19 protein-coding genes and 1 pseudogene are annotated in these 25,225 nt (G+C 72.9%); 10 read left to right on the top strand and 10 right to left on the bottom strand.

Annotation, left to right across the window (positions count from 1 at the left end; translation table 11 throughout):
• From ABD366_RS38010 to ABD366_RS37990, 5 genes are all read left to right on the top strand, one after another.
• Window positions 1–2,079: RICIN domain-containing protein (locus ABD366_RS38010; protein ID WP_344443314.1), on the top strand; the 2,079-nt coding region annotated here is incomplete at its 5' end.
• Between the two features lie 24 nt (window positions 2,080–2,103).
• Complete coding sequence (locus tag ABD366_RS38005) at window positions 2,104–3,390, top strand: ThuA domain-containing protein (RefSeq protein ID WP_324770424.1); 1,287 nt, start codon at window positions 2,104–2,106, stop codon at window positions 3,388–3,390.
• An 86-nt stretch (window positions 3,391–3,476) separates the two neighbouring features.
• Window positions 3,477–4,640, top strand: a complete 1,164-nt coding sequence (locus ABD366_RS38000) for an exonuclease SbcCD subunit D (RefSeq protein WP_324770425.1) — start codon at window positions 3,477–3,479, stop codon at window positions 4,638–4,640.
• On the top strand, window positions 4,637–8,077 hold the full coding sequence (locus ABD366_RS37995; protein ID WP_324770427.1) for an AAA family ATPase: 3,441 nt from the start codon (window positions 4,637–4,639) through the stop codon (window positions 8,075–8,077). Before ABD366_RS38000 ends, ABD366_RS37995 begins: the two co-directional genes overlap by 4 nt.
• Before the next feature lie 43 nt (window positions 8,078–8,120).
• Window positions 8,121–8,435: a hypothetical protein gene (locus tag ABD366_RS37990; protein ID WP_324770428.1), complete on the top strand. Its 315-nt coding sequence runs from the start codon at window positions 8,121–8,123 to the stop codon at window positions 8,433–8,435.
• A gap of 5 nt (window positions 8,436–8,440) precedes the next feature.
• Here the strand turns inward: ABD366_RS37990 and ABD366_RS37985 are convergent, their stop codons facing one another.
• Window positions 8,441–8,908: an Lrp/AsnC family transcriptional regulator gene (locus ABD366_RS37985; RefSeq protein ID WP_324770430.1), complete on the bottom strand. Its 468-nt coding sequence runs from the start codon at window positions 8,906–8,908 to the stop codon at window positions 8,441–8,443.
• A gap of 134 nt (window positions 8,909–9,042) precedes the next feature.
• Here ABD366_RS37985 and ABD366_RS37980 point away from each other — a divergent pair, with 134 nt between their 5' ends.
• Window positions 9,043–9,555: a rhodanese-like domain-containing protein gene (locus ABD366_RS37980; protein WP_324770432.1), complete on the top strand. Its 513-nt coding sequence runs from the start codon at window positions 9,043–9,045 to the stop codon at window positions 9,553–9,555.
• A gap of 279 nt (window positions 9,556–9,834) precedes the next feature.
• Here the strand turns inward: ABD366_RS37980 and ABD366_RS37975 are convergent, their stop codons facing one another.
• The gene (locus ABD366_RS37975) at window positions 9,835–11,535 is read right to left on the bottom strand and encodes a DUF885 domain-containing protein (protein ID WP_324770434.1); all 1,701 of its coding nucleotides are present in this window, start codon (window positions 11,533–11,535) and stop codon (window positions 9,835–9,837) included.
• Between the two features lie 19 nt (window positions 11,536–11,554).
• Window positions 11,555–12,046 (bottom strand): Lrp/AsnC family transcriptional regulator, encoded by a 492-nt coding sequence (locus ABD366_RS37970; RefSeq protein ID WP_324770436.1) that lies wholly within the window; start codon window positions 12,044–12,046, stop codon window positions 11,555–11,557.
• A gap of 59 nt (window positions 12,047–12,105) precedes the next feature.
• On the opposite strand from ABD366_RS37970, the gene ABD366_RS37965 reads away from it, so the two are divergent.
• On the top strand, window positions 12,106–13,341 hold the full coding sequence (locus tag ABD366_RS37965) for a trans-sulfuration enzyme family protein (RefSeq protein ID WP_324770437.1): 1,236 nt from the start codon (window positions 12,106–12,108) through the stop codon (window positions 13,339–13,341).
• On the opposite strand, the gene ABD366_RS37960 is transcribed toward ABD366_RS37965, so the two are convergent.
• From ABD366_RS37960 to pdxR, 3 genes are all read right to left on the bottom strand, one after another.
• Window positions 13,274–14,524, bottom strand: a complete 1,251-nt coding sequence (locus tag ABD366_RS37960; protein ID WP_324770438.1) for a GNAT family N-acetyltransferase — start codon at window positions 14,522–14,524, stop codon at window positions 13,274–13,276. The genes ABD366_RS37965 and ABD366_RS37960 overlap by 68 nt on opposite strands.
• A 141-nt stretch (window positions 14,525–14,665) precedes the next feature.
• Complete coding sequence (locus tag ABD366_RS37955) at window positions 14,666–16,249, bottom strand: alkaline phosphatase D family protein (RefSeq protein ID WP_324770439.1); 1,584 nt, start codon at window positions 16,247–16,249, stop codon at window positions 14,666–14,668.
• Between the two features lie 167 nt (window positions 16,250–16,416).
• Window positions 16,417–17,832 carry a MocR-like pyridoxine biosynthesis transcription factor PdxR gene (pdxR, locus tag ABD366_RS37950; protein WP_324770441.1) on the bottom strand — a complete coding sequence of 472 codons (1,416 nt, stop codon included), beginning with the start codon at window positions 17,830–17,832 and terminating at the stop codon, window positions 16,417–16,419.
• Between the two features lie 82 nt (window positions 17,833–17,914).
• Here pdxR and ABD366_RS37945 point away from each other — a divergent pair.
• Window positions 17,915–18,703 (top strand): annotated as a pseudogene (locus ABD366_RS37945) (DMT family transporter); the annotation flags it as partial.
• 84 nt (window positions 18,704–18,787) lie between these two features.
• Here the strand turns inward: ABD366_RS37945 and ABD366_RS37940 are convergent.
• Window positions 18,788–19,618, bottom strand: a complete 831-nt coding sequence (locus ABD366_RS37940; protein ID WP_324770442.1) for an alpha/beta fold hydrolase — start codon at window positions 19,616–19,618, stop codon at window positions 18,788–18,790.
• A gap of 153 nt (window positions 19,619–19,771) precedes the next feature.
• Here ABD366_RS37940 and sigJ point away from each other — a divergent pair, with 153 nt between their 5' ends.
• Window positions 19,772–20,653 (top strand): RNA polymerase sigma factor SigJ, encoded by an 882-nt coding sequence (gene sigJ / locus ABD366_RS37935; RefSeq protein ID WP_324770443.1) that lies wholly within the window; start codon window positions 19,772–19,774, stop codon window positions 20,651–20,653.
• Between the two features lie 303 nt (window positions 20,654–20,956).
• Window positions 20,957–21,718, top strand: a complete 762-nt coding sequence (locus ABD366_RS37930) for a GntR family transcriptional regulator (RefSeq protein WP_324770445.1) — start codon at window positions 20,957–20,959, stop codon at window positions 21,716–21,718.
• Window positions 21,719–21,987: 269 nt separating this feature from the next.
• Here ABD366_RS37930 and ABD366_RS37925 read toward each other — a convergent pair whose 3' ends face one another.
• The 3 genes from ABD366_RS37925 to ABD366_RS37915 all read right to left on the bottom strand — a co-directional run bounded on the left by ABD366_RS37925 (window position 21,988) and on the right by ABD366_RS37915 (window position 25,170).
• Window positions 21,988–23,145, bottom strand: coding sequence for an ROK family transcriptional regulator (locus ABD366_RS37925; protein ID WP_324770447.1), 1,158 nt, complete (start codon window positions 23,143–23,145; stop codon window positions 21,988–21,990).
• 130 nt (window positions 23,146–23,275) lie between these two features.
• Entirely contained in the window at window positions 23,276–23,926 is a 651-nt protein-coding gene (locus tag ABD366_RS37920; protein ID WP_324770448.1) for a response regulator transcription factor, read from the bottom strand.
• 26 nt (window positions 23,927–23,952) lie between these two features.
• Window positions 23,953–25,170, bottom strand: a complete 1,218-nt coding sequence (locus tag ABD366_RS37915) for a sensor histidine kinase (RefSeq protein ID WP_324770449.1) — start codon at window positions 25,168–25,170, stop codon at window positions 23,953–23,955.
• Between the last annotated feature and the right edge of the window lie 55 nt (window positions 25,171–25,225).

Raw genomic sequence — 25,225 nt, 5'->3', positions numbered from 1 at the left:
CCGACCGGCTTCACCACCGTCGTCGGCAAGGGCAGCGGCAAGTGTGTCGACGCCCGCGCCGCCGCGAGCGGCGACGGCACCGCCGTCCAGCAGTACGCCTGCAACGGCAGCGCCGCCCAGAACTGGCAGCTGGCACCCACCAGCGGCGGCTACTACCGCATCAACAGCAACCTCGACGCGGGCAAGGCCTGGGACGTCACCGACGTCTCCACCGCCGACTCCGCGCCCGTGCAGCTGTGGACGTACTCCGGCGGCAACAACCAGCAGTGGCTGCCCGTCGCCGAGTCCGACGGCGCGTACCACTTCGTCAACCGCAACAGCGGCAAGTGCCTGGACGTCCCCGGCGCTTCGAGTGCGGACAGCGTGCAGCTGGCGCAGTACACGTGCAACGGCACCGCCGCGCAGTCCTTCCGGCTCGGCGGCGGCACGACCAACCCGCCGGGCACCCCGGACCTCGGCCCCAACGTGACGGTGTTCGACCCGTCGATGTCGGCCGGCTCCATCCAGTCCAAGCTGGACTCCGTCTTCGCCCAGCAGCAGACCAACCAGTTCGGCTCGGCCCGCCAGGCCCTCCTCTTCAAGCCCGGCACGTACAGCGCCAACGCCAACGTCGGCTTCTACACGCAGGTCGCGGGGCTCGGCCTGTCGCCGGACGACGTGACGATCAACGGTTCCGTGCACGCGGAGGCCGACTGGTTCCAGGGCAACGCCACGCAGAACTTCTGGCGCGACGCGGAGAACCTGTCGGTCAACCCGACCGGTGGCACCGACCGCTGGGCCGTCTCACAGGCCGCCCCGTACCGGCGTATGCACGTGCGCGGCAACCTCGCGCTCGACGACGGCGGCTGGTCGAGCGGCGGCTTCATCTCCGACACGAAGGTCGACGGGCAGATCCGGTCCGGTTCCCAGCAGCAGTTCCTCACCCGCAACTCGCAGATGGCGAGCTGGTCGGGGTCCAACTGGAACATGGTCTTCGTCGGCGACCAGGGCGCACCCGCCCAGTCCTTCCCGACGTACACCAACGTCGCGAGCACCCCGACGATCCGCGAGAAGCCGTTTCTCTACGTGGACAGCGCGGGCGCCTACAAGGTGTTCGTGCCCGCACTGCGGTCGAACGCGGTCGGCACGACATGGAGCGGGAAGACACCGGCGGGCACGTCGCTGCCGCTCGACCGGTTCTTCGTCGTCAAGCCGGGCGCCACCGCCGCCGACATGAACGCGGCTCTGGCAGCGGGCAAGAACCTGCTGGTCACCCCCGGTGTCTACCATCTCGACCAGACCCTCGACGTCACGCGGCCCGACACCGTGGTGCTCGGCATGGGTCTCGCCACCCTCGTACCGGACGGCGGGATCACCGCGATCAGCACCGCCGACGTCGACGGCATCCAGCTGGCGGGCCTGCTGATCGACGCGGGCACCACCAACTCCGACACGTTGGTGCGGATCGGCCCGGCCGGCGCCTCCGCCGACCACGCCGCGAACCCCGTCCAGCTGACCGACTTCTTCGTCCGGATCGGCGGCGCCACCGTCGGCAGGGCGACGAACTCCGTGGTGATCAACAGCCCGGACACGGTCATCGACCACACCTGGATCTGGCGCGCCGACCACGGCAACGGCGGCACGGTCGGCTGGAGCACCAACACGGCCGACACCGGGCTCATCGTCAACGGCGCCGACGTGACCGCGTACGGACTGTTCGTCGAGCACTTCCAGAAGACGCAGGTCGTCTGGAACGGCAACGGCGGCCGTACGTACTTCTTCCAGAACGAGATGCCCTACGACCCGCCGAACCAGGCCGCCTGGATGAACGGCGGCGGCAAGGGCCACCCCGCCTACAAGGTCGCGGCCTCCGTCACGAGCCACGAGGCCTGGGGGCTCGGCAGCTACTGCTACTTCAGCACCAACTCCAGCGTGGTCGCCGACCGCGCCTTCGAGGTGCCGAACGCGTCCGGCGTCAGGTTCCACGACATGGTGACCGTCTCGCTCGGCGGCACCGGCACCATCAGCCACGTCATCAACAACACGGGAGGCCCTTCCAACTCCAGTACGAATGTCGCCTATCTCACAAATTACCCGTAAACGACCGAAAGGGATGGATAGGCGATGCATCAGTACATACGGTCCATACGCGTCGTGTTTGTGCTGCTCGCGGCCCTGATCGGCTTTGCGGCACCACAGGCCACCGCCCATACGAGCGGCACAGCGGCAGCCGCCCCCTTCAAGGTGCTCGGTCTCTACAGCGGCACCTGGGACGCGGCGCACATCGACTTCGAGAAGGAAGCCAACGACTGGTTCCCCAAGCAGGCCGCCGCGAACGGCTTCACCTACACCGCCAGCAATGACTGGAACCTCCTCGCCAACGGCGGCGTCAACGCCTACCAGGTCGTCCTCTTCCTCGACGACCTGCCGCAGACCGCCGCCCAGCGCTCCGGGTTCGAGCAGTACATGCGCGGCGGCGGCGCCTGGATGGGCTTCCACGTCTCCGCCTTCACCACGGACGCGGCGAGCTGGTCCTGGTACCACAACCAGTTCCTCGGCAGCGGCAACTTCAGGTCCAACACCTGGGGTCCGACGTCCGCGACCCTCAAGGTCGAGGACCGCACCCACCCGTCGACCACCGGTCTGCCCGCCACGTTCACCTCGTCGGTCAGCGAGTGGTACAGCTGGTCCAACGACCTGCGGCAGAACCCGGACATCAAGATCCTGGCCTCCGTCGACCCCAGCAGCTTCCCGCTGGGCACCGACCCCGATCAGTCCTGGTACAGCGGCTACTACCCGATCCTGTGGACCAACACGAAGTACAAGATGCTCTACGCGAACTTCGGCCACAACGCGATGAACTACGAGACCAACACCCGTACGTCGTCCACCTTCGCGAGCGCGACCCAGAACCGGTTCCTGCTCGACGGGCTGAAGTGGCTCGGCGGGGGCGGCTCCACGACCCCGCCGGACGACTCCCTCTCCGAGACGTCGTACTACTCCCTGAAGAACGTCGGCAACGGCACCTGCGTCGACGCCCGCTCGGCCGCCACCGCTGACGGGACCGCCGTCCAGCAGTACGCCTGCAACGGCACCCAGGCGCAGCAGTTCCGGCTCACCTCGACGGACGGCGGCTACCGGCGGATCGGTGTGCGTCCCGCTCCGCAGCAGGTCATCGACGTGACGGACGTCTCCGCGGCCGATGGTGCGCCGCTTCAGTTGTGGGCGTACGGAGGCGGACAGAACCAGCAGTGGCTCCCGGTGAAGGAAGCCGCAGGCCGCTACCGCTTCACGGCCCGGCACAGCGGCAAGTGCCTCACGTCGGCGGGCGCCGCCACCAACAGCGTGCAGCTCACCCAGCGCGCCTGCGACGGCTCGCCGGCGCAGAGCTTCACGGTGACCGCGGCCTGACGGGCCCGTGACCGGCATCACGTGCGGGACGCCTGATCAGGACGGTCCGCACGTGATGTCCGACCCAGCCGTTAGCCTCGTGTGTCATGAGACTGCTGCACACGTCCGACTGGCATCTGGGCCGCGCGTTCCACCGCGTGAGCATGCTCGATGCCCAGGCCGCGTTCATCGGCCATCTCGTCGCCACCGTGGGCGAGCGGGACGTGGACGCGGTGGTCGTGTCGGGCGACGTGTACGACCGCGCGGTACCGCCGCTCGCCGCCGTCGAGCTGTACGACGACGCGCTGCACCGGCTCGCCGACCTTGGCGTGCCCACGGTGATGATCTCCGGGAACCACGACTCGGCCCGCCGCCTCGGTGTCGGCGCGGGACTGATCGGCCGCGCGGGCATCCATCTGCGGACCGAACCGAGCCGCTGCGGCGAGCCCGTCGTCCTGCCGGACACCCACGGTGACGTCGCCTTCTACGGGCTGCCGTATCTCGAACCGGCGCTGGTCAAGGGCGAGTTCGGGGTCGCCAAGGCCGGTCACGAGCAGGTGCTCGCCGCCGCGATGGAGCGGGTCCGCACCGATCTGGCCGGGCGCGCGCCCGGCAGGCGCTCGGTCGTCCTCGCGCACGCCTTCGTGACCGGCGGCGCGCCCAGCGACAGCGAGCGCGACATCACGGTGGGCGGCGTCGCCGCCGTCCCCTCCGGAGTCTTCGACGGCGTCGACTACGTGGCACTCGGGCATCTGCACGGCAGCCAGGTCATCTCCGAGCGTGTCCGGTACTCCGGCTCGCCGCTGCCGTACTCCTTCTCCGAGGCCGACCACCGCAAGAGCATGTGGCTCGTCGACCTCGACGAGGAGGGTGCCGTCGCCGCCGAGCGGATCGACTGCCCCGTGCCCCGGCCGCTCGCCCGGATCCGCGGCGACCTGGACGATCTCCTCGCCGACCCGGACCTCACCGTCCACGAAGAGTCCTGGGTGGAGGCGACCCTCACCGACGAGATCCGGCCCGACGACCCCATGGCCAAGCTCGCCGACCGCTTCCCGCACACCCTCAGCCTGCTCTTCGAACCGCGCCGCACCGACTCCCGGCCCGACGCCACGTACGCGGAGCGCCTCAAGGGGCGGGACGACCACGAGATCGCGGAGGACTTCGTGACCCATGTCCGGGGCGCCGGGCCCGACGAGGAGGAGCGGGCGGTGCTGCGGGCCGCGTTCGACACCGTCCGCACCGACGACGTGGTGCGCGAGGTCGCCCGGTGAGACTGCACACCCTTCGCGTCACGGCGTTCGGCCCCTTCGGCGGGACGCAGGAGATCGACTTCGACGCGCTGTCGTCCGCGGGCCTCTTCCTGCTGCACGGGCCGACCGGCGCGGGCAAGACCTCCGTCCTCGACGCGGTCTGCTTCGCCCTGTACGGATCCGTGCCCGGCGCCCGGCAGAGCGGCAGCGGCCAGGGACAGAACCTGCGCAGCGACCACGCCGAACCGGGCGTGCGCACCGAGGTCGCTCTCGACCTGACCGTCGCGGGCCGCCGCCTGGAACTCACCAGGCAGCCGCCCTTCGCCCGCCCCAAGAAGCGCGGCATCGGTTTCACGACGGAGAAGGCGCAGAGCTGGCTGCGCGAGTACGACGCCGTGGCCGGGGAGTGGAAGGCCCTCAGCCGCTCCCACCAGGAGATCGGCGAGGAGATCACGCAGCTGCTCGGCATGAGCAAGGACCAGTTCTGCCAGGTCGTGCTGTTGCCGCAGGGCGACTTCGCCCGGTTCCTGCGCGCCGACGCCGAGGCCCGCGGCAAGCTCCTCGGCCGCCTCTTCGACACGCACCGGTTCGCCGCCGTGGAACAGCGGCTCGCCGACGACCGGCGCGGCGCGGAGCGGCAAGTGACCGCGGGGGACGCGGAGTTGCTGGCCGACGCGCATCGTATGCAGCAGGCCGCGGGCGGCATCGTGGAGCTGGACCCGGTCGACGCGGCGCCCGGCGATCCCGGCCTCGCGGACGCCGTCCTGGCCTGGGCCGCGACGGCTCGCTCCACCGCCCGCGAACACTTCACGCACACTCATCTCGCCCTGGGCGCGGCCGAGTCGGCGCGCACGGCGGCGCAGCGTGCGCTGACCGACGTCACCGAGACGGAGCGGCTCCAGCGCCGGCACGCGGAGGCACAGGCGCGGGCCGCCGCGCTGGCGGAGCGGGCCGAGGAGTACCGGGCCGTCGAGGAGCGGATGGAGCGGGCCCGCAAGGCGGAGACGGTCGCACCGGCGCTCTCCCTGCGGGACGCGGCGGAGGAGGAGCACCGGGCCGCGCTGCGGGAGGAGGAGCGGGCCCGGCGGGAGTTGCGGGGTGCCCTGGGGCGGGGTGCGGAGGGGGCGCCCGGGGTGGGCGTGCCGGGTGAGCCGGGTGGGGTGCTGCCCGGGGTGGGCGGGCCGTCTTCTGGGCCGGGGACGGCCAGCGGCCCGGAGGGGCTGATTGCCGAGCCGGGTGCGGCCAGTGCCCCGGAGGGGCTGTTTCCTGAGTCGGGTGCGGTCGGCGGCCCGGCGGGGCTGCTTCCCGAGTCGGGTGCGGTCGGCGGCCCGGCGGGGCTGTTTCCCGAGCAGGGTGCGGTCGGCGGCCCGGACGAGCTGTTTCCCGAGCCGGGTATGGCCCGCGCCCCGGACGAGCTGTCCCCTGGCATGGGTGATCCCGGCCCGCACATGGGCGATCCCGGCCCGCCGGGCGGGGAGCGAGCGGACGGATCCGGTTCCGGCCGCACCGGTGACGGCCTCGCGCCCGAGCCGCTCGCCGACGCGGGCCCCGCCGTCCTCGCCGAAGCCGCACGCCGTGTCGCCCACGAACTCGGCGGGCTCGACTCGGCGCGCCGTGCCGAGCGCAGACTCGCCGGGCTCGCGCACGAACGGGCCGGACTCGACCGTGAGGAGCGCGCCGACGCCGAACTCCTCGACGAGGCGGAGGGCTGGCTCGGCGCCTGGGACGCGCGCCGCGCCGCGCTCCAGACCGGCGTCGACGACGCCCAGGAGGCGGCCACCCGCGCCGAACACCTCGCGGGGCAGCTGGATCCCGCACGCCGGCAGGCCCGCGCCGCGGTCGAACGCGACCGGCTCACCACACACGCGGAGGACGCCCGGGCCGCGGTGGTGCGGGCCCGCGAGGACGCGGCCGCCGCGCACGAGCACTGGCTCGGCCTGAAGGAGCAGCGCCTGCGCGATGTCGCCGCCGAACTCGCCGAGGGCCTCGTCGACGGCGCGCCCTGCACCGTGTGCGGCGCGACCGAACACCCCGCTCCGATGCGCAAGTCCGAGGGGCACGTCGACCGCGCCGCCGAGGAGAGCGCCCTCGCCGCCTACCGCACCGCCGACGGGCACCGCGGCGACGCCGAGCGCGCTCTGAGTGCCGTACGGGAGGAGTTGGCCGCCGCCAGGGCCGCCGCCGGGGAGGAGGACGCCGCGCAACTCGCCGGGGCCGCCCGGGATCTGGAGGTTCGCCACGCCGAGGCGCGCGCCGTGGCGACGGGACTGCACGCGGCCCGCGAGACCCTCGCCCGCGCCGAGAGCGAGCACGAGCGACGGCTCGCGGCCCGCCAGGAAGCCGCCACCCGCACCGCCGCCCGTGCTTCGTTGCGCGAGGCGCTGGAGCGCGAACAGGCCGGGCTGCAAGGCGAGTTGACGCAGGCGCGCGGCAGCGCCGAGAGCGTCGAAGCGCGCGCCGCGGAGCTGGAGTGGCACACCCGTCTGCTCACGGAGGCCGCCGACGCCGCCCGCGCCGTCGAGTCCACCGCGACCCGCCTCAAGGACACGGACGCGCGACTCGCCGACGCGGCGTTCCGTGCCGGGTTCGACACGCCGCGGGCCGCGGCCGTCGCCCTCATCGACGACGCCGGACACCGGGACCTGCAACGCCGCCTGGACGCCTGGCAGTCGGAGCAGGCCACGGTACGCGCCATGCTCGCCGGGGAGGACACAGCCGCGGCCTCCCGCAGGCCCGAGGCCGATGTCGCCGCGGCCCGCGCCGCGGCCGTGGCGGCCGACGCGCGTGTCCGGGCGGCGGGCTCCGCGCGGGACGCGGCCGCGCGCCGCTGCGACGAACTCGACCGGCTCTCCCGGCGCGTCGCCGCCGAGGCCCGCCGCCTCGGACCGCTGCGCGCCACGTACAACCGCATCGCCCGGCTCGCCTCCCTCGCGGCCGGCACCTCGGCCGACAACGAACGCAAGATGCGCCTGGAGTCCTACGTCCTCGCCGCCCGCCTCGAACAAGTGGCGGCCGCCGCGACCGCGCGGCTGCGCCGGATGTCGTCCGGCCGGTACACCCTGGTGCACTCCGACTCCCTTGCGGGGCGCGGCCGTTCGGGGCTCGGGCTGCATGTCGTCGACGCGTGGACGGGCCGAGAGCGCGACACGGCCACGCTCTCGGGCGGCGAGACGTTCTTCGCCTCCCTCGCCCTCGCGCTCGGCCTGGCCGACGTCGTCACGGACGAGGCGGGCGGCGTCCGCCTCGACACCCTCTTCATCGACGAGGGCTTCGGCAGCCTCGACGACCAGACCCTCGACGAGGTCCTCGACGTCCTCGACTCCCTGCGCGAGCGCGACCGCAGCGTGGGCATCGTCAGCCACGTCGCCGACCTGCGCCGCCGGGTGCATGCGCAGTTGGAGGTTGTGAAGGGGCGGGCGGGCTCGGTGGTGCGGCAGCGCGGAGCGCACCTCGGGTAGTCGCGGGCCGGGTGCGCGCCGGCTTCTTCTGGCCGCGCTCGACGTGCTGGGAGCCGACGCTCCGGAGCAGCGGGCCTGGACGGAGCGGCTCGGCGTCGGCGTGGACGAGGTCGCGCTGCAATACGACGACATGTACCACTTCGCCGACCGGCTGCTGTCCGAGGGGAGGCTGCGCCCGCAGACCCTGCCGATCCTGCGGAGGATCGACGCACAGCTGGCCGCGATGACGCACGCGGGCGATCCGGACCTGTGGTCCCGCGAGGCCCTGGCCGCACCGGCCTGGGCGCTCACCCGCGACCTCGCGCGCCGGGCCCTCGCGACGGAAACGGCACAGGACCCGCCCGACCAGCCGTCCTGACGGCCTCAGTGTCCGATGGCCCGGCGGGGCAACGGCGACGAGTACACCACGCTCGTCGTCACCGAGCCCAGCGTGCCGATCTTGCCGGAGATTTCTTCCAGGTGGCTCATGGAGCGGGCCGCGACCTTGATGACGAAGCAGTCGTCGCCCGTGACGTGGTGGGCCTCGAGGATCTCCGGTGTCGCCTCGACCAGGTCGTGGAACGGTTTGTAGTTCCCGTTCGGGTAGCGCAGCCGGACGTACGCGAGGATCGGCAGCCCGAGCCGCTCCGGCACCACGACCGCCGTGTAGCCCGCGATGACCCCGGCCTCCTCCAGCCTGCGCACCCGCTCGGTGACGGCGCTCGCGGACATGGACACCGCCCGCGCCAGTTCGGCGTAGCTCGCCCGGCCCTCGCGTTGCAGGACCTCCAGAATGCGCCAGTCGGTGGCGTCCGGGGCGTAGACGGACGCGGCTGTGGAATCGACGGTCATGGTCGAGAGATAGCAGGGGGATCCCCGGCGGAACAAGGGGAACGCCGGGGATCGGCCCTTCAGGACGCGGATCGGCGCCCGTAGATTTCCGGTCAGGGAAGAACACGAGCCCCGAACGAACGAAAGGGGAACCGGTGACCACGACCACGGCTACGGACTCCGGCACCATCACGACCACGGCCACAACCAACCCGGTCCTACGAGTGGCCCCGGCCCCGCCCGCCACCGCAGCCGCCTACCTCGCCGCCCAACTCGCCTTCCACGCCGACGTGTCCGACGTGGCCGCCGCGCTCACCGCCGAGGGCGATCCCGGATTCGTCGTCGTCGACTCGCGCTCCACCGCGTCCTGGGACCAGGGCCACCTCCCCGGCGCACTGCACCTGCCGACCGCGCTCATCGCCGAGCAGGCCGAGCGCCTCCTCGACAAGTCCGTCCCCGTGGTCACCTACTGCTGGGGCCCCGGCTGCAACGGAGCCACCCGCGCGGCCCTCGCCCTCGCCGAACTCGGCTTCCGGGTCAAGGAGATGCTCGGCGGCTTCGAGTACTGGGCCCGCGAAGGCTTCCCCTACGAGACGTGGGAAGGCCCCGCCCGCAAGGTCCCCGACCCGCTGACCGCGCCCGTCGACGCGGAGGACTGCGGCTGCTGACCGCGGGTCCGGTGGACTCCGTCGGCCACCGGGACGCGCGCTTCCTGCGGGCGTCAGCGCACCGGGTATGACCAACGCGGCCTGGGCGAGCGGCCATTACGCGAGCGACCCGGACGTGGTGCTCGACGCGGTGCTGCGAGCGGCAGCCCGGCCGGTGGCCGTGAGGCGGGGCGAGAGGAAGAGGGTGCGGGGCGTGCTCATGCGGCTCAGAATGGGCCGGGCGGGGCCGCGGGGGCCAGTGGTTTTCCACCCGCCTCGCCCCGCCCCGACCCCGCCGGCCTACAGCCTGGACAGCTCTTCCACCAGGTCGTCCAACCCCAGCGACCCCTGCGACAGCGCCGCCATGTGCCACGCCTTCGCGTCGAACGCATCGCCGTGCGCCGCCCGCGCGTTGGCCCGGCCGAGCAGCCAGGCCCGCTCGCCCAGCTTGTAGCCGATGGCCTGGCCGGGGATCGACAGGTAGCGGGTCAGCTCGCTCTCCACGAAGTCCGCGGGACGGCTGCTGTGCGCCCCGAAGAACTCCTGGGCCAGGTCCGGCGTCCACCGCTCGCCCGGGTGGAACGGCGAGTCCGCCGGGATCTCCAGCTCCAGGTGCATCCCGATGTCGACGATGACGCGGGCCGCACGCATCATCTGCGCGTCCAGGTACCCGATGCGCGTCTCGGCGTCGGTGAGGAAGCCGAGTTCGTCCATCAGGCGCTCCGCGTACAGCGCCCAGCCCTCCGCGTTGGCGGAGACCCCGCCGAGCGTCGCCTGGTAGCGCGAGAGGTCCTCCGCGACGTGCGCCCACTGCGCCAGCTGCAGATGATGGCCGGGGACGCCCTCGTGGTACCAGGTGGACAGCAGGTCGTAGACGGGGAAGCGGGTCGCGCCCATCGTGGGCAGCCACGTGCGGCCCGGCCGCGAGAAGTCCACCGACGGAGGCGTGTAGTAGGGCGCCGCGGCACCGCCGGGCGGCGCGATGCAGGACTCCACCTTCCGTACCCGCTCGGCGAGTTCGAAGTGGGTGCCGTCGAGCGCCTCGATCGCCTCGTCCATGACGCCCTGGAGCCACTGGCGCACCTCGTCGACGCCCTCGATGTGCCGGCCGTGCTCGTCGAGGTGCGCGAGCGCCACCCACGGCGTCGCCGCGCCCGGCAGGATCTTCTCCGCCTCGGCACGCATCTCGCCGAGCAGCCGGTGGAACTCGCTCCAGCCGTACGCGTACGCCTCGTCCAGGTCGAGATCCGTGCCGTTGTAGTAGCGCGACCAGCGCGCGTACCGCTCACGGCCCACGACCTCGGGGGAGCCCTCGATCGCGGGCGCGTACACGTCCCGCATCCAGTCGCGCAGCTCGGCGGTGGCCGCGTCCGCCGCCCGCGCCGCCTCGGTGAGCTCGCCGCGCAACGCCTCGGGCCCGTCGGCGGCGAACTCCTCGAACCAGCCGCGTCCCTGTCCCGCCCACTCGGTGAGCTGCCCGACGAACGTGGCCGTCGGGCGCGGCGCTCCGTGCAGCTTGCGGCGCAGGCCGAGGTCGAGCGTCTCGCGGTACCCGGCGAACGCCGCCGGCACCGCCCGCAGCCGCGCGGCGACCGCCGCCCAGTCCTCGTCGGTGTCGGTCGGGGTGACGGTGAAGACCTCACGCACGTTGTGCACGGGCGAGCCGAGGTTGGAGACCGCCCGCAGAGGCTCCTCCGCGTCGTGGACGGCGAGCTCGGCCGTCAGCCGCTCCCGCAGCAGCCGCGCGCACCGCCGCTCCACATCGCTGTCGGCGCCCGGCGCGCGCTCCGCCTCGTCGAGCCGCGCGAGCGTCTCGCGGGCCAGCTCGGCGACGGCCTCGAGGCCCGCCGGGGAGAGATCGGGCAGTCTGCTGTGGGACGCGGGGTCGCCGAGGAACGTACCGTTGACGGGGTCGAGAGCGATGTAGGCGTCGACGTAGGCGTCGGCGACCTGGCGGGGCAGCTGGCTCCGGGTGTGCTGGTTGCTCGGTGTGGCTGGCATGCGCACATCCTCGTACGAGTCAGGGGGCCGCGTCACCCTCCGGTGGTGGCAGCAGCGGACCGCACTCCCACTGCTGGAAGATCAGCCGCGTCTCCACGCGAGCGACCTCGCGCCGCGCCGTGAACTCGTCGAGGACGAGCCGCTGGAGATCCGTCATGTCCCGCACGGCCACGTGCACCAAGTAGTCGTCGGGGCCGGTCAGATGGAACACCGTGCGGGCCTCGGGCAGCGCGCGGATCCGGTCCACGAACGGGCCGACCAGCTCCCTGCGGTGCGGGCGCACCTGCACCGACAGCAGAGCCTGCAACCCGCGCCCCAGCCTGGCCGGGTCGAGCCGCAGCACATGCCCGAGGATCACTCCCGAGCGGCGCAGCCGGCCGACCCGGTCCAGACACGTCGAGGGTGCGACACCGACCTGCGCGGCCAGATCGCGGTACGTGGTGCGGGCATCGTTCTGCAGCAGCCGCAGTATCTCCAGATCGATCGGATCCAGTACGACGGAATCGGGCATCTGTCGAACGTAGCACGGGAGTTGACCCATGCAGCCCGCCCGATGTTCAGCCTGGGTCCATGGACGACCACTCCCGCCCCAGGGCCCTCGCCACCGAGGCCGTGCACGCGGGCCGCGACGACCTCGCCGGCCTCGGTCTGCACGCGCCGCCCATCGACCTGTCGACCACATATCCGTCCGCCGACAGCCGCGCGGAAGCGGCCCGTGTCGACGCGTTCGCCGCCCACGGCGTCCTCGACGACGGGCCGCCGGTCTACGCCCGCCTCGGCAACCCGACCGTCGCCCGCTTCGAGACGGCCCTCGCCCGCCTCGAGGGGACGGACACCGCGGTCGCGTTCGCGAGCGGCATGGCGGCGCTGACCGCGGTGCTCCTCGCGCGCCTCGGGGCGGGCCTGCGCCATGTCGTGGCCGTGCGCCCGCTGTACGGCTGCAGCGACCATCTGCTGACGGCCGGCGCGCTCGGCTCCGAAGTGACCTGGGTCGACGCGGCGGGCATCGCGGACGCGATCCGGCCCGACACCGGCCTGGTGATGGTGGAGTCGCCCGCCAACCCGACGCTCGCCGAGGTCGACCTGCGGGCCGTCGCGCACGCCTGCGGTTCCGTACCGCTGCTCGTCGACAACACCTTCGCCACGCCCGTGCTGCAACGGCCGCTGGACAGCGGGGCACGGCTCGTGCTGCACAGTGCGACCAAGTACCTCGGCGGACACGGGGACGTGCTGGGCGGGGTGGTGGCGTGCGACGAACTGTTCGCGCGGGAGCTGCGCAAGGTGCGCTTCGCGACGGGCGGCGTCCTGCATCCGCTCGCCGGGTACCTGCTGCTGCGCGGACTGTCGACGCTGCCGGTGCGGGTGCGCGCGGCGTCCGCGACCGCGGCGGAACTGGCCCGCCGTCTCACCGCCGACCCGCGCGTGACCCGCGTCCACTATCCGAGGATCGGCGGCGCCATGGTCGCCTTCGAGGTGGCCGGGGACCCGCACGCGGTGATCGCCGGGGTCGAGCTGATCACCCCCGCGGTCAGCCTCGGCAGTGTCGACTCGCTCATCCAGCATCCGGCCTCGATCAGCCACCGCGTCGTGGCCGCCGACGACCGCAGGGCGGCGGGCGTCAGCGACCGGCTGCTGCGTCTGTCGGCCGGCCTGGAGGACGTCGAGGACCTGTGGGCGGATCTCGACCGGGCCCTGGGAGCCGAAGGCCGGGGACGACACGACGTGCGCAGGCCGGCTCTCAGTGCTGTTCGGCCTGCTCGTACGGCGGACGGGCCGCCTCCGGCGTCGCGCCGAGTCGCGCGGTGATCACCAGCGTGCCCTCCTCGACCTGGTAGTCGAGGGGCAGATCGAGGCCGCGCATCGCCGCGACCATGCCCGTGTTGGACGCCTGGGTGACCGCGTACACGCTCTCGCAGCCCGCCTCGACGGCCAGGGCGACCAGGCGCTCCAGCAGTTCGGCGCCGATACCACGGCGCTGCCAGTCGTCCTCGACGAGCAGCGCGATCTCGGTCTCGTCGCCGTCCCACAGCAGATGGCCGAGCGCGACGATGCGCCCGGAGGCGGTCTGCGCGGCGAGCGTGCGGCCGAAGCGCGGGCTGAGCAGGTGGTTCAGGTAGCGGTCCGCGTCGCCGACGGGGCCGTGGTAGCGCAGGCCGAGCGTGCGCTGCGAGCACCGCTCGTGCATGGCCTTCGACGCCGCGAGGTCCGTCGGCCGCGCGCGCCGCACGGTGATCTCGTTGCCTTCGGGTAGCGTGAGTACGTCCTGGCTGCGCGGCACACGGCTGCCGAGGCGCGCGTCCAGCTCGACGAGGGCGCGGGCCCGCGCGAACTCGGTCGGGGTGAACGGCAGATACGGCCGCTCCACGGTGATGACACCGCCCTCCGGGGTTCGCAGCCGCATCGCCGTCTCGTCGAAGCTGCCCCCGACCGGGGTCGTGTCGCTCGCCGCGGCCGTCGCGGGCAGCGACCTGATGGTGCACCGTCCCAGCAACTGCCTGAGCGCAAGCGGGAGTTCCGCCGCGTCCAGGGCCGTGCGGGTGGCCAGGCCCAGGATGCGGGTGGGGGCGTCCACCAGGTCGTGGGCGTCGGCCCGCTCGATCCAGGTGCCGGTCCCGCCGGCCTCGGCCGCGGCCCGGGCCAGATCGGCGGAGGGCAGCTCCTGCGGGGCGCGCAGCAGGAACTCGTCCATGGTGCCGTCGGCCAGCGGGTGCGTCTGCAGGCTCAGGATGTCCACCCGGTGGCGGGCCAGCGACGTGCACAGGGCGGCGAGGGAGCCCGGCTCGTCCCGCACCGTCGTGCGCATCCGCCACAGGGCGCTGTGCGCGGGATCCAGAGGTGCGCCCGCGTCCGGTGCGGGCGCCGGTGCCGGGGGCGCGTGGCCCTGGCGGCGTGACCACCATTGAGTGGCCCGCTCCACCAGGGCTCCGCGCCGGCGGCGGGCGGGGCGGTCGTTCTTCACGTGCGTCACATCAGACATGTCTCGACTCATGCATCCACTGTGAAGGAACGGTGTTGCGTGATCACGAACGGTTTGTGACCGATGGGTAAAGACGGCCTATGCCCGATTTATTTACTATGGGTGTCGGCCTCTGGGTGTCGGCCTCGGGGTGCCGCCTCGTTCCCGTCCCGCTCACTGTCCGACCCGCCCCGGCTGAAGCGTCTTGGTGAACAGCACATCGCCGCCCTCCTGCCGCAGCCGTACGGTCAACTCCCCGCTGCCGCCGTCGATGTCGACCTCGCCGAAGTACGGCGGAGTCTCCAGGGGAGAGGTGTTCGACCGGGTCGGCGCCTTGATGAACACCTGCTGCGGGCCGAACGTCCCGTCGAGCTTCGCCGCAGGGAACCCGCCCGCGGCCAGCGGCCCCGACACGAATTCCCAGAACGGCTCGAAGTCCTGGAACGCGGCGCGAGACGGCTCGTAGTGCTGCGCCGAGGTGTAGTGCACGTCGGTCGTGAGCCACAGCGTGCCCGTGATCCTGCGGTGCTTGATGTGCCGCAGCAGCTCGGCGATCTGCAGCTCACGGCCGAGCGGCGCACCCGGGTCGCCCTGTGCCACCGCCTCGAAGTTCACCGCCCCGTCCGCCACCACCAGGCCGAGCGGCATGTCGGAGGCGATCACCTTCCACACGGCACGTGAGCGCGACAACTCACGTTTGAGCCACGCGAGTTGTTCGGCGCCGAGGATGCCGGTGGCGTCGTCTGCCTGCCGGTTCGGCGAGTTCGCGTTGCGGTACGTGCGCATGTCCAGGACGAACACGTCGAGCAGCGGGCCCTGCCGCAGCACCCGGTACACGCGCCCGTCCGCGTCACCCGGCGGCAGCGTCGAGACGGGGTAGTACTCGCTGAACGCGCGCAGCGACCGCTTCGCCAGCACGTCGGTGCTCTTCTCGGTGTAGCGGGCGTCGTCCAGGATCTGGCCCGGGTACCAGTTGTTGTGCACCTCGTGGTCGTCCCACTGGGTGATGGTGGGGACCTGGGCGTTGAACCGGCGCGCGTTCTCGTCGAGCAGGTTGTAGCGGAACGCGCCGCGGAACTCCGCGAGCGTCTCGGCGACCTTGGACTTCTCCTCGGTCGTCACATTGCGCCACACCCGCCCGTCGGGCAGCGTCACGCTGGGCAGGATCGGCCCGTCCGCGTAGATGTTGTCGCCGCTGCACAGGAAGAAGTCCGGGTCCAGGGCGCGCATGTCCTCGTAGACGCGGTTGCCGCCGCGGTCGGGGTTGATGCCCCAGCCCTGGCCCGCGATGTCCCCGGACCACAGGAACCGCACCCCGCCCTTGCGGCCCGCGGCGGCGGTACGGAACGTGCCGGGGACCGGCGCGCTCGTGCGGCGCGGATCGTCCGGGTCGGCGAGCAGCACCCGGTAGTGGACCTGCTCGCCGGGCGGCAGACCGCGCAGCCGGGTCGTGCCCGTGAAGTCGGTGCCCGGGCCGAGGAGCGGGCCGCGCCACCGCGTCACCCGCTTGAACGATTCGGTGGCCGAGGTCTCGACGATCATCCGCGCGGGGCGGTCCGAGCGCACCCACACCAGGCCCGAGTGCGCGGTGACGTCACCGCTCTGCACACCCCAGCCGGCCTTCGGGCGCCCGGACAGGGCGAACGCGGGGGCCACCGCGCCGCCGATCGCGGGCAGCGCGAGCGCCGCCGACGCGGCGAGCGAACCCCGCAGCACTCCACGGCGGCCGGGCAGGGGACTCGGCGGACGGTGTGACATGGGCGCCTCCAGTGACGGTTCCGACGACGGTGCGGTGCCTGGACCGTGCGCGACGCCGCGGAACCCCACCCAACTGTTTCACCGCGGCGCGCACACGAACCCCAAGTGAACAACCGGCTCCGGCCCTAGGGAACCGGGCGCGCTGCGGCACACGTGTCACCGCGTCCCTACCCGGCGGCGGCGCGCGCCAGCAGACGGACACCTTCGGTGATGCGGGCCGGCGCCAGATGCGCGTACCCGAGCACCAGGGGAACCCGGTCGCCGGCCGCGTCGCCTCCGTAGTGGCTCAGCGGGCGGACGGCCACTCCGGACGCCGTCAGCCGGGCCAGGAGGGTGTCCTGCGGGCCGCAGCGTCCGGGCAGCGTGGCGATCGCGTGCAGACCCGCCGCGATCCCGGAGACCTCGGTGCCGGGAAGGTACGCGTCCAGGGCGGCGACCAGGGTGTCGCGTCGCTCCTTGTAGGCGCGCTGGCAGCGCCGCAGGTGCCGGTCGTGGTCGCCGCGCTCGATGAAACGGGCCAGTACCGCCTGGTCGAGCGCCGGGTTGCCGAGATCCATGTACCGCTTGCGCGCCACGATCTCGTCGGCCAGCGCGTCGGGCACGACCAGCCAGCCGAGCCGCAGCCCCGGCACCAGCGACTTGCTCACCGAGCCCGTATAAGCGACGTGGTCCGGGTCGAGTCCTTGCAGGGCGCCTACAGCGGCGCGGTCGTAGCGGAAGTCCCCGTCGTAGTCGTCCTCCACGACGAGCCCGTCCATCTGCCGTGCCCAGTCGAGGAGTTGGACCCTGCGCGACGCCGAGTACGCGATGCCGGACGGGAAGTGGTGCGAGGGTGTCGTGACCACCGTGCGCACCCCGGAAGCGCGCAAGGCGGTCATGTCGAGTCCCTCGCCGTCCAGCGGCAGCCGCACCGCCCGCGGCCCGGCCGTCGCGAACAACTCCTCGTACTGCGGGCTGCCGGGGCGCTCCACGCCGATGGCGGACTGCCCACGCGCGTGGAGCACGACGGCAAGGAGCGTCACCGCCTGCGTCACCCCGGAACAGACGATGATCCGCTCCGGGTCCGTCACCACGCCGCGGCGCCGGGCGAGCAGCTCGGCGAGGGCCGTACGCAGCCGGGGCAGCCCGCGCGGATCCGGGTACCCCAGGGCCGGGTGCGGCAGTTCGGAGAGCACACCGCGCTGCGCCGCCGCCCACGCGGAGCGCGGGAACAGCGACAGGTCCGGGCTGCCCGCCACGAAGTCGGCGCGGATATCGGGGGAGGGGCCCGGAGCCAGGTCCCGCACCCCCGGTGCCGAAGCCCGTACCGCTTCGCCCACCCAGGTCCCGGAACCACGCCCGCTGCGCAGATAGCCCTCAGCGGTCAACTGCTCGTACGCCTCGGTGATCAGCCCGCGCGACACCCCGAGGTCGCCCGCCAGATCCCGGCTCGAAGGCAGCCGCGTCCCTGCCGCGAGCCGCCCCGAACGCACCGCCTCGCGCAGCGCCGACTGCAACGTACGTCCACGCGCGCGTGCCGGAGCGGACGCGGCCGGCAGCAGCAACTCCCAGGCGGCGGACGGAGGATCGGACGAGAACGTCATACGCAGGGACCCTAATTGGTCTCCGACAGCGGCCCCTGAGTGGACCTCGAACCGGACCACCACCCCTCCTAGCGTCGACGCCATGAAAGCCACATCCCTCAGAGGCTCCCTGCTCGCCGCACTCGCGTGCGTCCTGGTGGGCGGCTCCTTCACCGCCAACAGCGTCCTGGGCGACTATCCGTACGCGGGCGGCCAGTTCCTGCGCTACGGGATCGCCTTCCTGCTGCTCCTGCCGCTGGTCGGCCGGGGCGGCGCGGCCCCGCTGCGCCATCTGGAGCCGCGCCAGTGGGGACGCCTCGCCCTGCTCGCGGCCGTCGGCATGGTCGGCTTCAACCTCGCGGTCCTCGCCGCGGAACGCACCGCCGAACCCGCGGTACCCGGCGTCTTCGTAGGATGCGCGCCCGTGATCGTCGCCGTCCTGGTCCCCCTGGCGGCGGGGCGGCGGCCGAGGCGGATCGTGCTCTACGGTGCGTTGCTCGTGGCGGCCGGTGCCTTCAGCGTCCAGGGGTGGGGACGTACGGACGCCGTCGGTATCGCCTACTCCGTGTGCGCCCTCGCGGGCGAGGTCGGTTTCGCCGTCCTCGCGGTACCGGTGCTGCGCCCGCTCGGCCCCCGGCTCCTGTCGTGCGTCGTCTGCGCGATCGCCGCGCTGGAGGCGGCCGTCGTGGGCCTCGTCGTCGACGGCACGTCCTGGCTGCGCGTGCCCGACGGGGCGGAGGGCCTGGCCCTGGTGTGGCAGGCCGTCATCGTCACCGTGATCGGCTTCGTGTGCTGGTACATGGGCATGCAGCGGATCGGCGCGGAGCGCGCCACGCTGTTCTCCGGGCTCATCCCGGTGGCGGCCGCCTGCACGGCGCCGCTGGTCGGTTCGGGGGCCTACGGACTCGCCCAGGGCGTCGGCAGCACCCTCGTGGGGGCCGGCGTCGCCCTGGGGTCGGGTGTGTTCAGCCGTCGGTCACCGGCTGGTGTCGAGGATGACGCGGGCCACGAGCGCCGGGTCGTCGTTCATCGGCACATGGCCGCAGCCGGGGAGCCTGACCAGCCGCGCGCCGGGCAGGACGCGCTTGGCGCGGACGCCCTGGCGGCGCACGAGGATCCGGTCGCGGGAGCCCCAGGCGACGGTGACGGGGATCTCGGGGACGTCGTCGCGAAAGAGCACGCCACGGCCCGCGTCGAGCGTCTCGCGGAACCCGGTCGCGTGGCGCAGCGCCAGCGTCTCGGCGACCACGGCGTCCGGTGAACGGCGACCGGGCCGCGCGTAGATGGTGCCGGTGAGCGCGGCCCGCCCGGCGGCCGACCGGGACAGCCGCTCGACCAGCGGCAGCGGCAGCGTCCGTGCGCCCTGCCGCATCGCGAGCAGCGTCCCGAAGGCGTAGCGCCGCTCGGCCTCGGTCCAGAATCCGGCGGGGGACAGCGCCGTCACGGACCGGGCGAGCTTCTCGCGGCCCAGCTCCAGGGCGAGCAGCCCGCCCAGCGAGTTGCCCGCGACATGGGGCCGCTCGATCCCCAGCTCGCGGCAGAACGCGTCCAGGACCGGCACCACGCCCGACAGTCCGTACGCGAGTCCCTCCGGCAGGGCGGGCGACGTTCCGAACCCCGGAAGGTCCACGGCGATCACGTCGCGCTCGGCCGCCAGGATCTGCAGCACCGGCTCCCAGGCCTGCCAGTGGTGACCTATGCCGTGCAGCAGGAGGAGGGGTTCACCGGCGCCCGCGCGCTCGTACGCGACGCTCACCGTACGTGGCCCGCCGGGGCTCTCGATGCTGAAGGACGCCTGTGCCGCCATGTCGCTCGCTCCCTGTCCCCGCCACGCCTCGACGGTTCCTTAGACACCTTGTCAGCAACAATTACCGCTCAGTAGCGTCCAGTTCAAGAGGGGAGCGGCCGCCGCTGTCATTTCCGCCTGGACAGCGCGGGGTTCGTCCGTTGGGATGGGGGCGTGGCCACCGACATAGGGATCGACGTCTTCGAAGAGCACCGCCCCGTCCTGATGGGCGTGGCCTACCGCATGCTGGGCCGCGTCGCCGACGCGGAGGACGTGGTCCAGGACGCATGGCTGCGCTGGTCCCAGGCCGACCGTGGCGAGGTGCGCGAACCGCGCGCCTACCTGGTGCGCATCACCACCCGCCTCGCCGTCGACCGGCTGCGCCAGGCCCAGGCCCGGCGCGAGTCCTACGTGGGCCCCTGGCTGCCCGAGCCGCTCGTCACCGACTTCGGCCCCACCGTCCCCGACACCGCCGAGCGGGCCGTCCTCGCCGACTCCGTCTCGCTCGCCGTCCTCGTCGTCCTGGAGTCGCTCTCCCCGCTGGAACGCGCCGTGTTCGTCCTGCGGGAGGCGTTCGGACTGCCGTTCTCGGAGATCGCGGCCACGCTGGAGCGCGGCGAGGCGGCGGTGCGGCAACTCGCCGCCCGCGCACGCAAGCACGTGGACGAGCGGCGGCCCCGCTTCGACGTCGACCCGGTGCAACAGCGTGACCTCACCGAGCGGTTCCTCGCCGCCGCGACCGAGGGCGACCTCGAAAGCCTGATGTCGATGCTCGCCCCGGACGTACGCCTCGTCGGCGACAGCGGCGGCAAGTCGAAGGCGCCCGTGCGCGTCATCGAGACCGCCGACAAGGTGGGCCGGTTCCTGGCGGGAGTCGCGGGACAGGGGAGCGCCGAGGCGTTCGAGTTCCGTCTCACGGAGATCAACGGCGGCCCCGGGCTGCTCGTCGTCGCCGAGGGCAAGGTCGACTCCGTCTTCCAGCTCGGCATCTCCGACGGCAAGGTCCAGTACGTCTACATCGTGCGCAACCCGGACAAACTACATTCGCTCCTTTAGGGCCGGGCAAACTTCCGTCGCTTCTGTAGAAGTCGCGTCTTTGCAGAAAGCGCGTCACGAGGGCCCGTCGTGCGCGTTCGCCGCGGACGACGGGCCCTCACGCGTGTCGTGCGAACACGGCGTGAACGGAGTGCGGCCCGTCATGAACGCTCTGCGGCAGAGCCCCTGTGCGGGCGGTAACCGATCGAGGATTGGTCTTGACCAAGTTCGGGGGCGGCCCTACTCTCGCAGAGATAGTGCAGGAACCTTTAATAAACAAGGGCGCTAAAAAGCCGCCGGGGCACGGCTGTTGCGGAGGACAGGGTGGGGACCACGCAGTTGGAAGCGGCACCGGAGCCGAAGTACTGGCATCTGAAGACCGTGCTCAGCGACGCGCTCGACTCCGAGTTCGCCGTGGGGGAGATCCTGCCGAACGAGCGTGATCTCGCGGCCCGCTTCGGCGTCGCCCGAGCCACCCTCCGCCAGGCCCTGGAGCAGCTCGAACTCGAAGGACGGCTACAGCGCCGCCGGGGCGTCGGCACCACGGTCGCGCCGCCCCGGGTGGGTGTTCCCGTCGCCGCCACCGACCAGGACTGGCCGGGCGCCAGCGGGGACGCGTGGCAGGCCGTCGACTGCACGCCCGACGTGCCGCCGGCCGCGGTCGCCGAGATGCTGGGGACCGACCCGGGGGAGACCGTGCATGTGCTGCGCCGTACGCGCGTCTCGCACGGGCAGCCCGTCGCGGCGGAGTTGCTCTACGTACCGTCGGCCTCGGTGCCCGACCTGACCGCCATAGACGCTCCGTCCGGCGCCGCACGCGCGCGTGCCGTCCTGCGCGAGCTCCAGCGGTTCGGCCTCGACGGCCAGGACCGTGCGGTCGAACTGGGCTCGGCCCGCGCCGAGGACGCGAAGGAGCTCGACCGGCTGCCCGGCGCCCCGGTCCTCGTCGTCACGACCCGCTACTTCAGCGACGGCCTCACTGCGGCGGTCTCCAAGGCCACGTACCGAGCGGACACCTGCCGCCTCACCTTCGGCGACACGACAGGCGTGGAAATCCACCACACGCCGCACTCCCAGGCGTCCTGAAGCCGCGCCTCGCAAGGGGCGCGGGGAACGGCGCGCTCAGCCACGTACGGGGGTCGCTCGCGCACGACGCCACAGGGGCACCTGTATAGGCGCCCCTGTAGGGGGGCGCGGGGAACGGCGCGCTCAGCCACACATACAGGGGTCGCTCGCCCACGACGCCACGGGGGCAGCCGCTTCGGCGCCCCCGCTAGGGGCGCGGGGAACTGCGCGACCAGCCCCCCACGACGGGTCGGCCGCCGATGTACCGAACCCGGCCCCAGGGCCTTGGGTCACCGGCGAGCCGAAACCGCCCCCTCCGTGGCGAACAACTCCCCCTCCACATGATCAAGAGCCAAGCGCAGCGCCCCCGTGGAAACCGTGGCCTCCCCGAGCAACGACAAGGCAACCCGAGGCGGCCGCAGACAGTACCGTTCGAGCTCGCGCCGCAGCGGATCCAGCACCCCGTCGAGGCCCGCGGCCCACCCGCCGACGACGACCAGCTCCGGATCCAACGCCAGCACCAGCGCGGCGACATCGTGCACGAGCCGCTGAATGAACCGCTCCATCGCCGCCCCGGCCCGCTCATCGCCCTGCCGGGCCAGCGCGAACACCTTCGCCACGGCCGGCTCGTCCAGCGGATGCAGCGGCTCGCCCGTCGTCGAGAGCAGCGCCTCCGGCCGCACCTCACGGCCCAGCAGATGCAGCGCCCCGATCTCCCCGGCGGCGCCCCCGTACCCCCGGTGCAGCCGCCCGCCGATCAGCGCGCCGGCCCCGGGACTGAGCCCCGCCATCACGAACACCATGTCGTCGGAGTCGACCCCGGCGCCCTTCCAGTGCTCGGCCACGGCCGCGGTGTTGGCGTCGTTCTCCACGATCACCGGGCATTTGAAGGAGCGCCGCAGCCGCTCGCCGAGCGGCAGTCCGGTCCACCCGGGCAGCGCCGTACCGAGCCGCACCGTGCCGTCGGCTTCCACGATGCCCGGACTGCCCACGCCGACCGCGCGCAGCGAACTGCGCGCCACCCCGGCCCGCCGCAGCAGATCCGCGACCGTCCCGCGCAGCCGCTCGATGCGCTCGTCCGCCGACGCGGTCTCGTCGACGTCCTTGGACGCCGAGCCGACCATCCTCCCGTCGAGCGCCGAGAGCACCGCTGCGACCCGGTGCGGCCCGATCTCCAGCCCCAGCAGATGCCCCGCCTCGGCCCGGAAGCGGAACTTCCGCGCGGGCCGTCCCTGGCGCCGGGCGCCCGGTTCCTCGACGGTCGTCTCCACGACGAGCCCGGCCTCGATGAGCCCTTCGACGACACCTTCCACGGTCGGCCGCGACAGGCCCGTCACCCGGGTGATCTCGGTGAGCGTCGCGAAATCCGTCGAGCGCAGCGCGTGCAGCACCACTGCGCTGTTTATCCGCCTGAGCAGAGAGGGATCTCCGCCGGTCAGCTGCCCCAACGTCCGTCCTCCCAGCAGTTGCGCGTGTTCGCCGGATGGTACTCGCCGCAGCCGGTACCGGCGAGGGTCGGGTGCACTTCTGTGGTGGCGGACGCTCACCCGGGCATGCCTCGCGGCGGCCACGAATGCCTCAGTTCGGCGCGACGAAACCGGATTCGTAGGCGGCGATCACCGCCTGGGTCCGGTCGCGGGCCCCGAGCTTGGCGAGCACGGCGCTGACATGCGACTTGACCGTCTCCGTACCGACGACGAGATCCGCGGCGATCTCCGCGTTCGACAGGCCCCGCGCCATCCGCCGCAGCACCGCCGCCTCGCGCTCGGTCAGCGCGGCCCGCTCCATCGCCGAGCGCGCCGACGCGTTGCCGTACTCGGCGGCCAGTCTGCGCACGGCCGCCGGAAAGAGGAGCGAGTCACCCGCCGCGACGAGCCGCACCGCGTGCACGATCTCGGCGGGCCGCGCCCGCTTCAGCAGAAACCCGTCGGCGCCCGCGCGCAGCGCCCCGTACACGTACTCGTCGTTCTCGAAGGTGGTGATGACGAGGATCTTCGGCGGCCGCGGCACGGCACGCAACACAGCGCGCGTGGCCTCGATCCCGTCGAGCAGCGGCATCCGTACGTCCATGGCGACGACATCGGGGCGCAGCGTGCGCACCAGGGGGATCACCGCCGCGCCGTCGGCGGCCTCGCCCACCACCTCGATGTCCGGCTGCGCGTCCAGGACGGCCCGCAGACCGGCGCGGACCAGCGGTTCGTCGTCTACGAGGAGCACGGTGAGCGGCACCCGGCCAGCCTAGGGCCCGTCCAGGCTCACGCCACGGGCAGGTCGACATGCACCTGCCACTCGTCGCCGACCGGTCCGGTGCGGGCACGCCCGCCCAGCAGCGCGGCCCGCTCCCGCATCCCGCGCAGCCCACTGCCCGTACCGCCGGTTGCGGACGCCGCGCCTGTAGGCAGGTCAGTGCGCACGTCCAGGCTCAGCCGGCCGTCGGCGACGACGAGGGCCACGCGGACGCGAACGGTGCCGCAGTGCCGCAGGACGTTCGTGAGCCCTTCCTGAAGGATCCGGTAGCCCTCCCGGGAGACGGGGCCGGGCAGCGTCTCCAGCGGGCCCTCAACGGTCACGTCCACCGTCGCGCCCGAGGCCCGCGCCGAGTCCAGCAGCCGCTCCGCGTCCCGCAGCGTGGGCCGGGAGCTCACCGGCTGCTCCGCCTCCCGCAGCACCACCAGGACCCGCTCCAGGTCCTCCAGGGCCGCCCTGCCGGTCTCCTCGATGGCGTCGAGGGCCCGGTCGGTGAACGCCGGATCGCCCGCCGCCCGCGCCGCGCCCGCCTGAACCACCGCGACCGTCAGCGCATGGCCGATGGAGTCGTGCAGTTCCCGCGCGATGCGATTGCGCTCCAGCAGCCGCTCGGTGCGCTCCTCCAGGGCGGCCAGGCGCTCGGCCGCGGACGGACCGAGCAACAGCAGGGCGGCCCGCGCCATCAGCAGTCCCGCCCCCTCCACCACGTACAGCAGGGCGAGCAGGGCGACCGGGATGAGCAGCGCGCACCACCAACCCTGTGCGGGCAGCGGCAGCGGTGACACCGTGCCCACCGGCTGTCCGGCGGCGGCGCCCAGCAACTCCAGCACCAACGGCATCAACTGACCTGTCGCCAGCGCGACGGAGAGCCCCAGGAACAGCCGCAGCACCAGCCACACCGCCGTCCTGCCCCGGTCCCGCCACGAGGCCGACGGGGCGACCGAGACACGGCCCTCCGCGCCGTCGCCCGCCACGCGCGCGTGCCCGCCGGGAAACAGCATGAGCCGCGCCTGCAACCCCTCCGCACGCCGGACCCCCGGCACCATCGCCAGCAGGACGAGCAGCGGTACGGGAAGGACGTAGACGAGCGCCCATTCCTGCACGGAAGGCGAGGACAGCCCCGGGTAGACCGCGCCGCACACGAAGGCGAACACCGAGGCACACAGCAGATGCAGCCAGCGGGTGTACGTGACGGCACGCGTGAGCGGGCGCAGGAGGCGGGGCATGCGGCCATCGTGCCAGCCGCACCGGCGCCGGCGGCTCCCCCGTGCGAGGGAGACG

Origin of the sequence: Streptomyces kunmingensis (genome assembly GCF_039533535.1) — a bacterium.
GTDB classification, from domain to species: Bacteria; Actinomycetota; Actinomycetes; order Streptomycetales; family Streptomycetaceae; genus Streptomyces; species Streptomyces kunmingensis.
The sequence above is the reverse complement of the archived record's forward strand: the minus strand, read 5'-3'. Positions and strand labels throughout refer to the sequence as shown.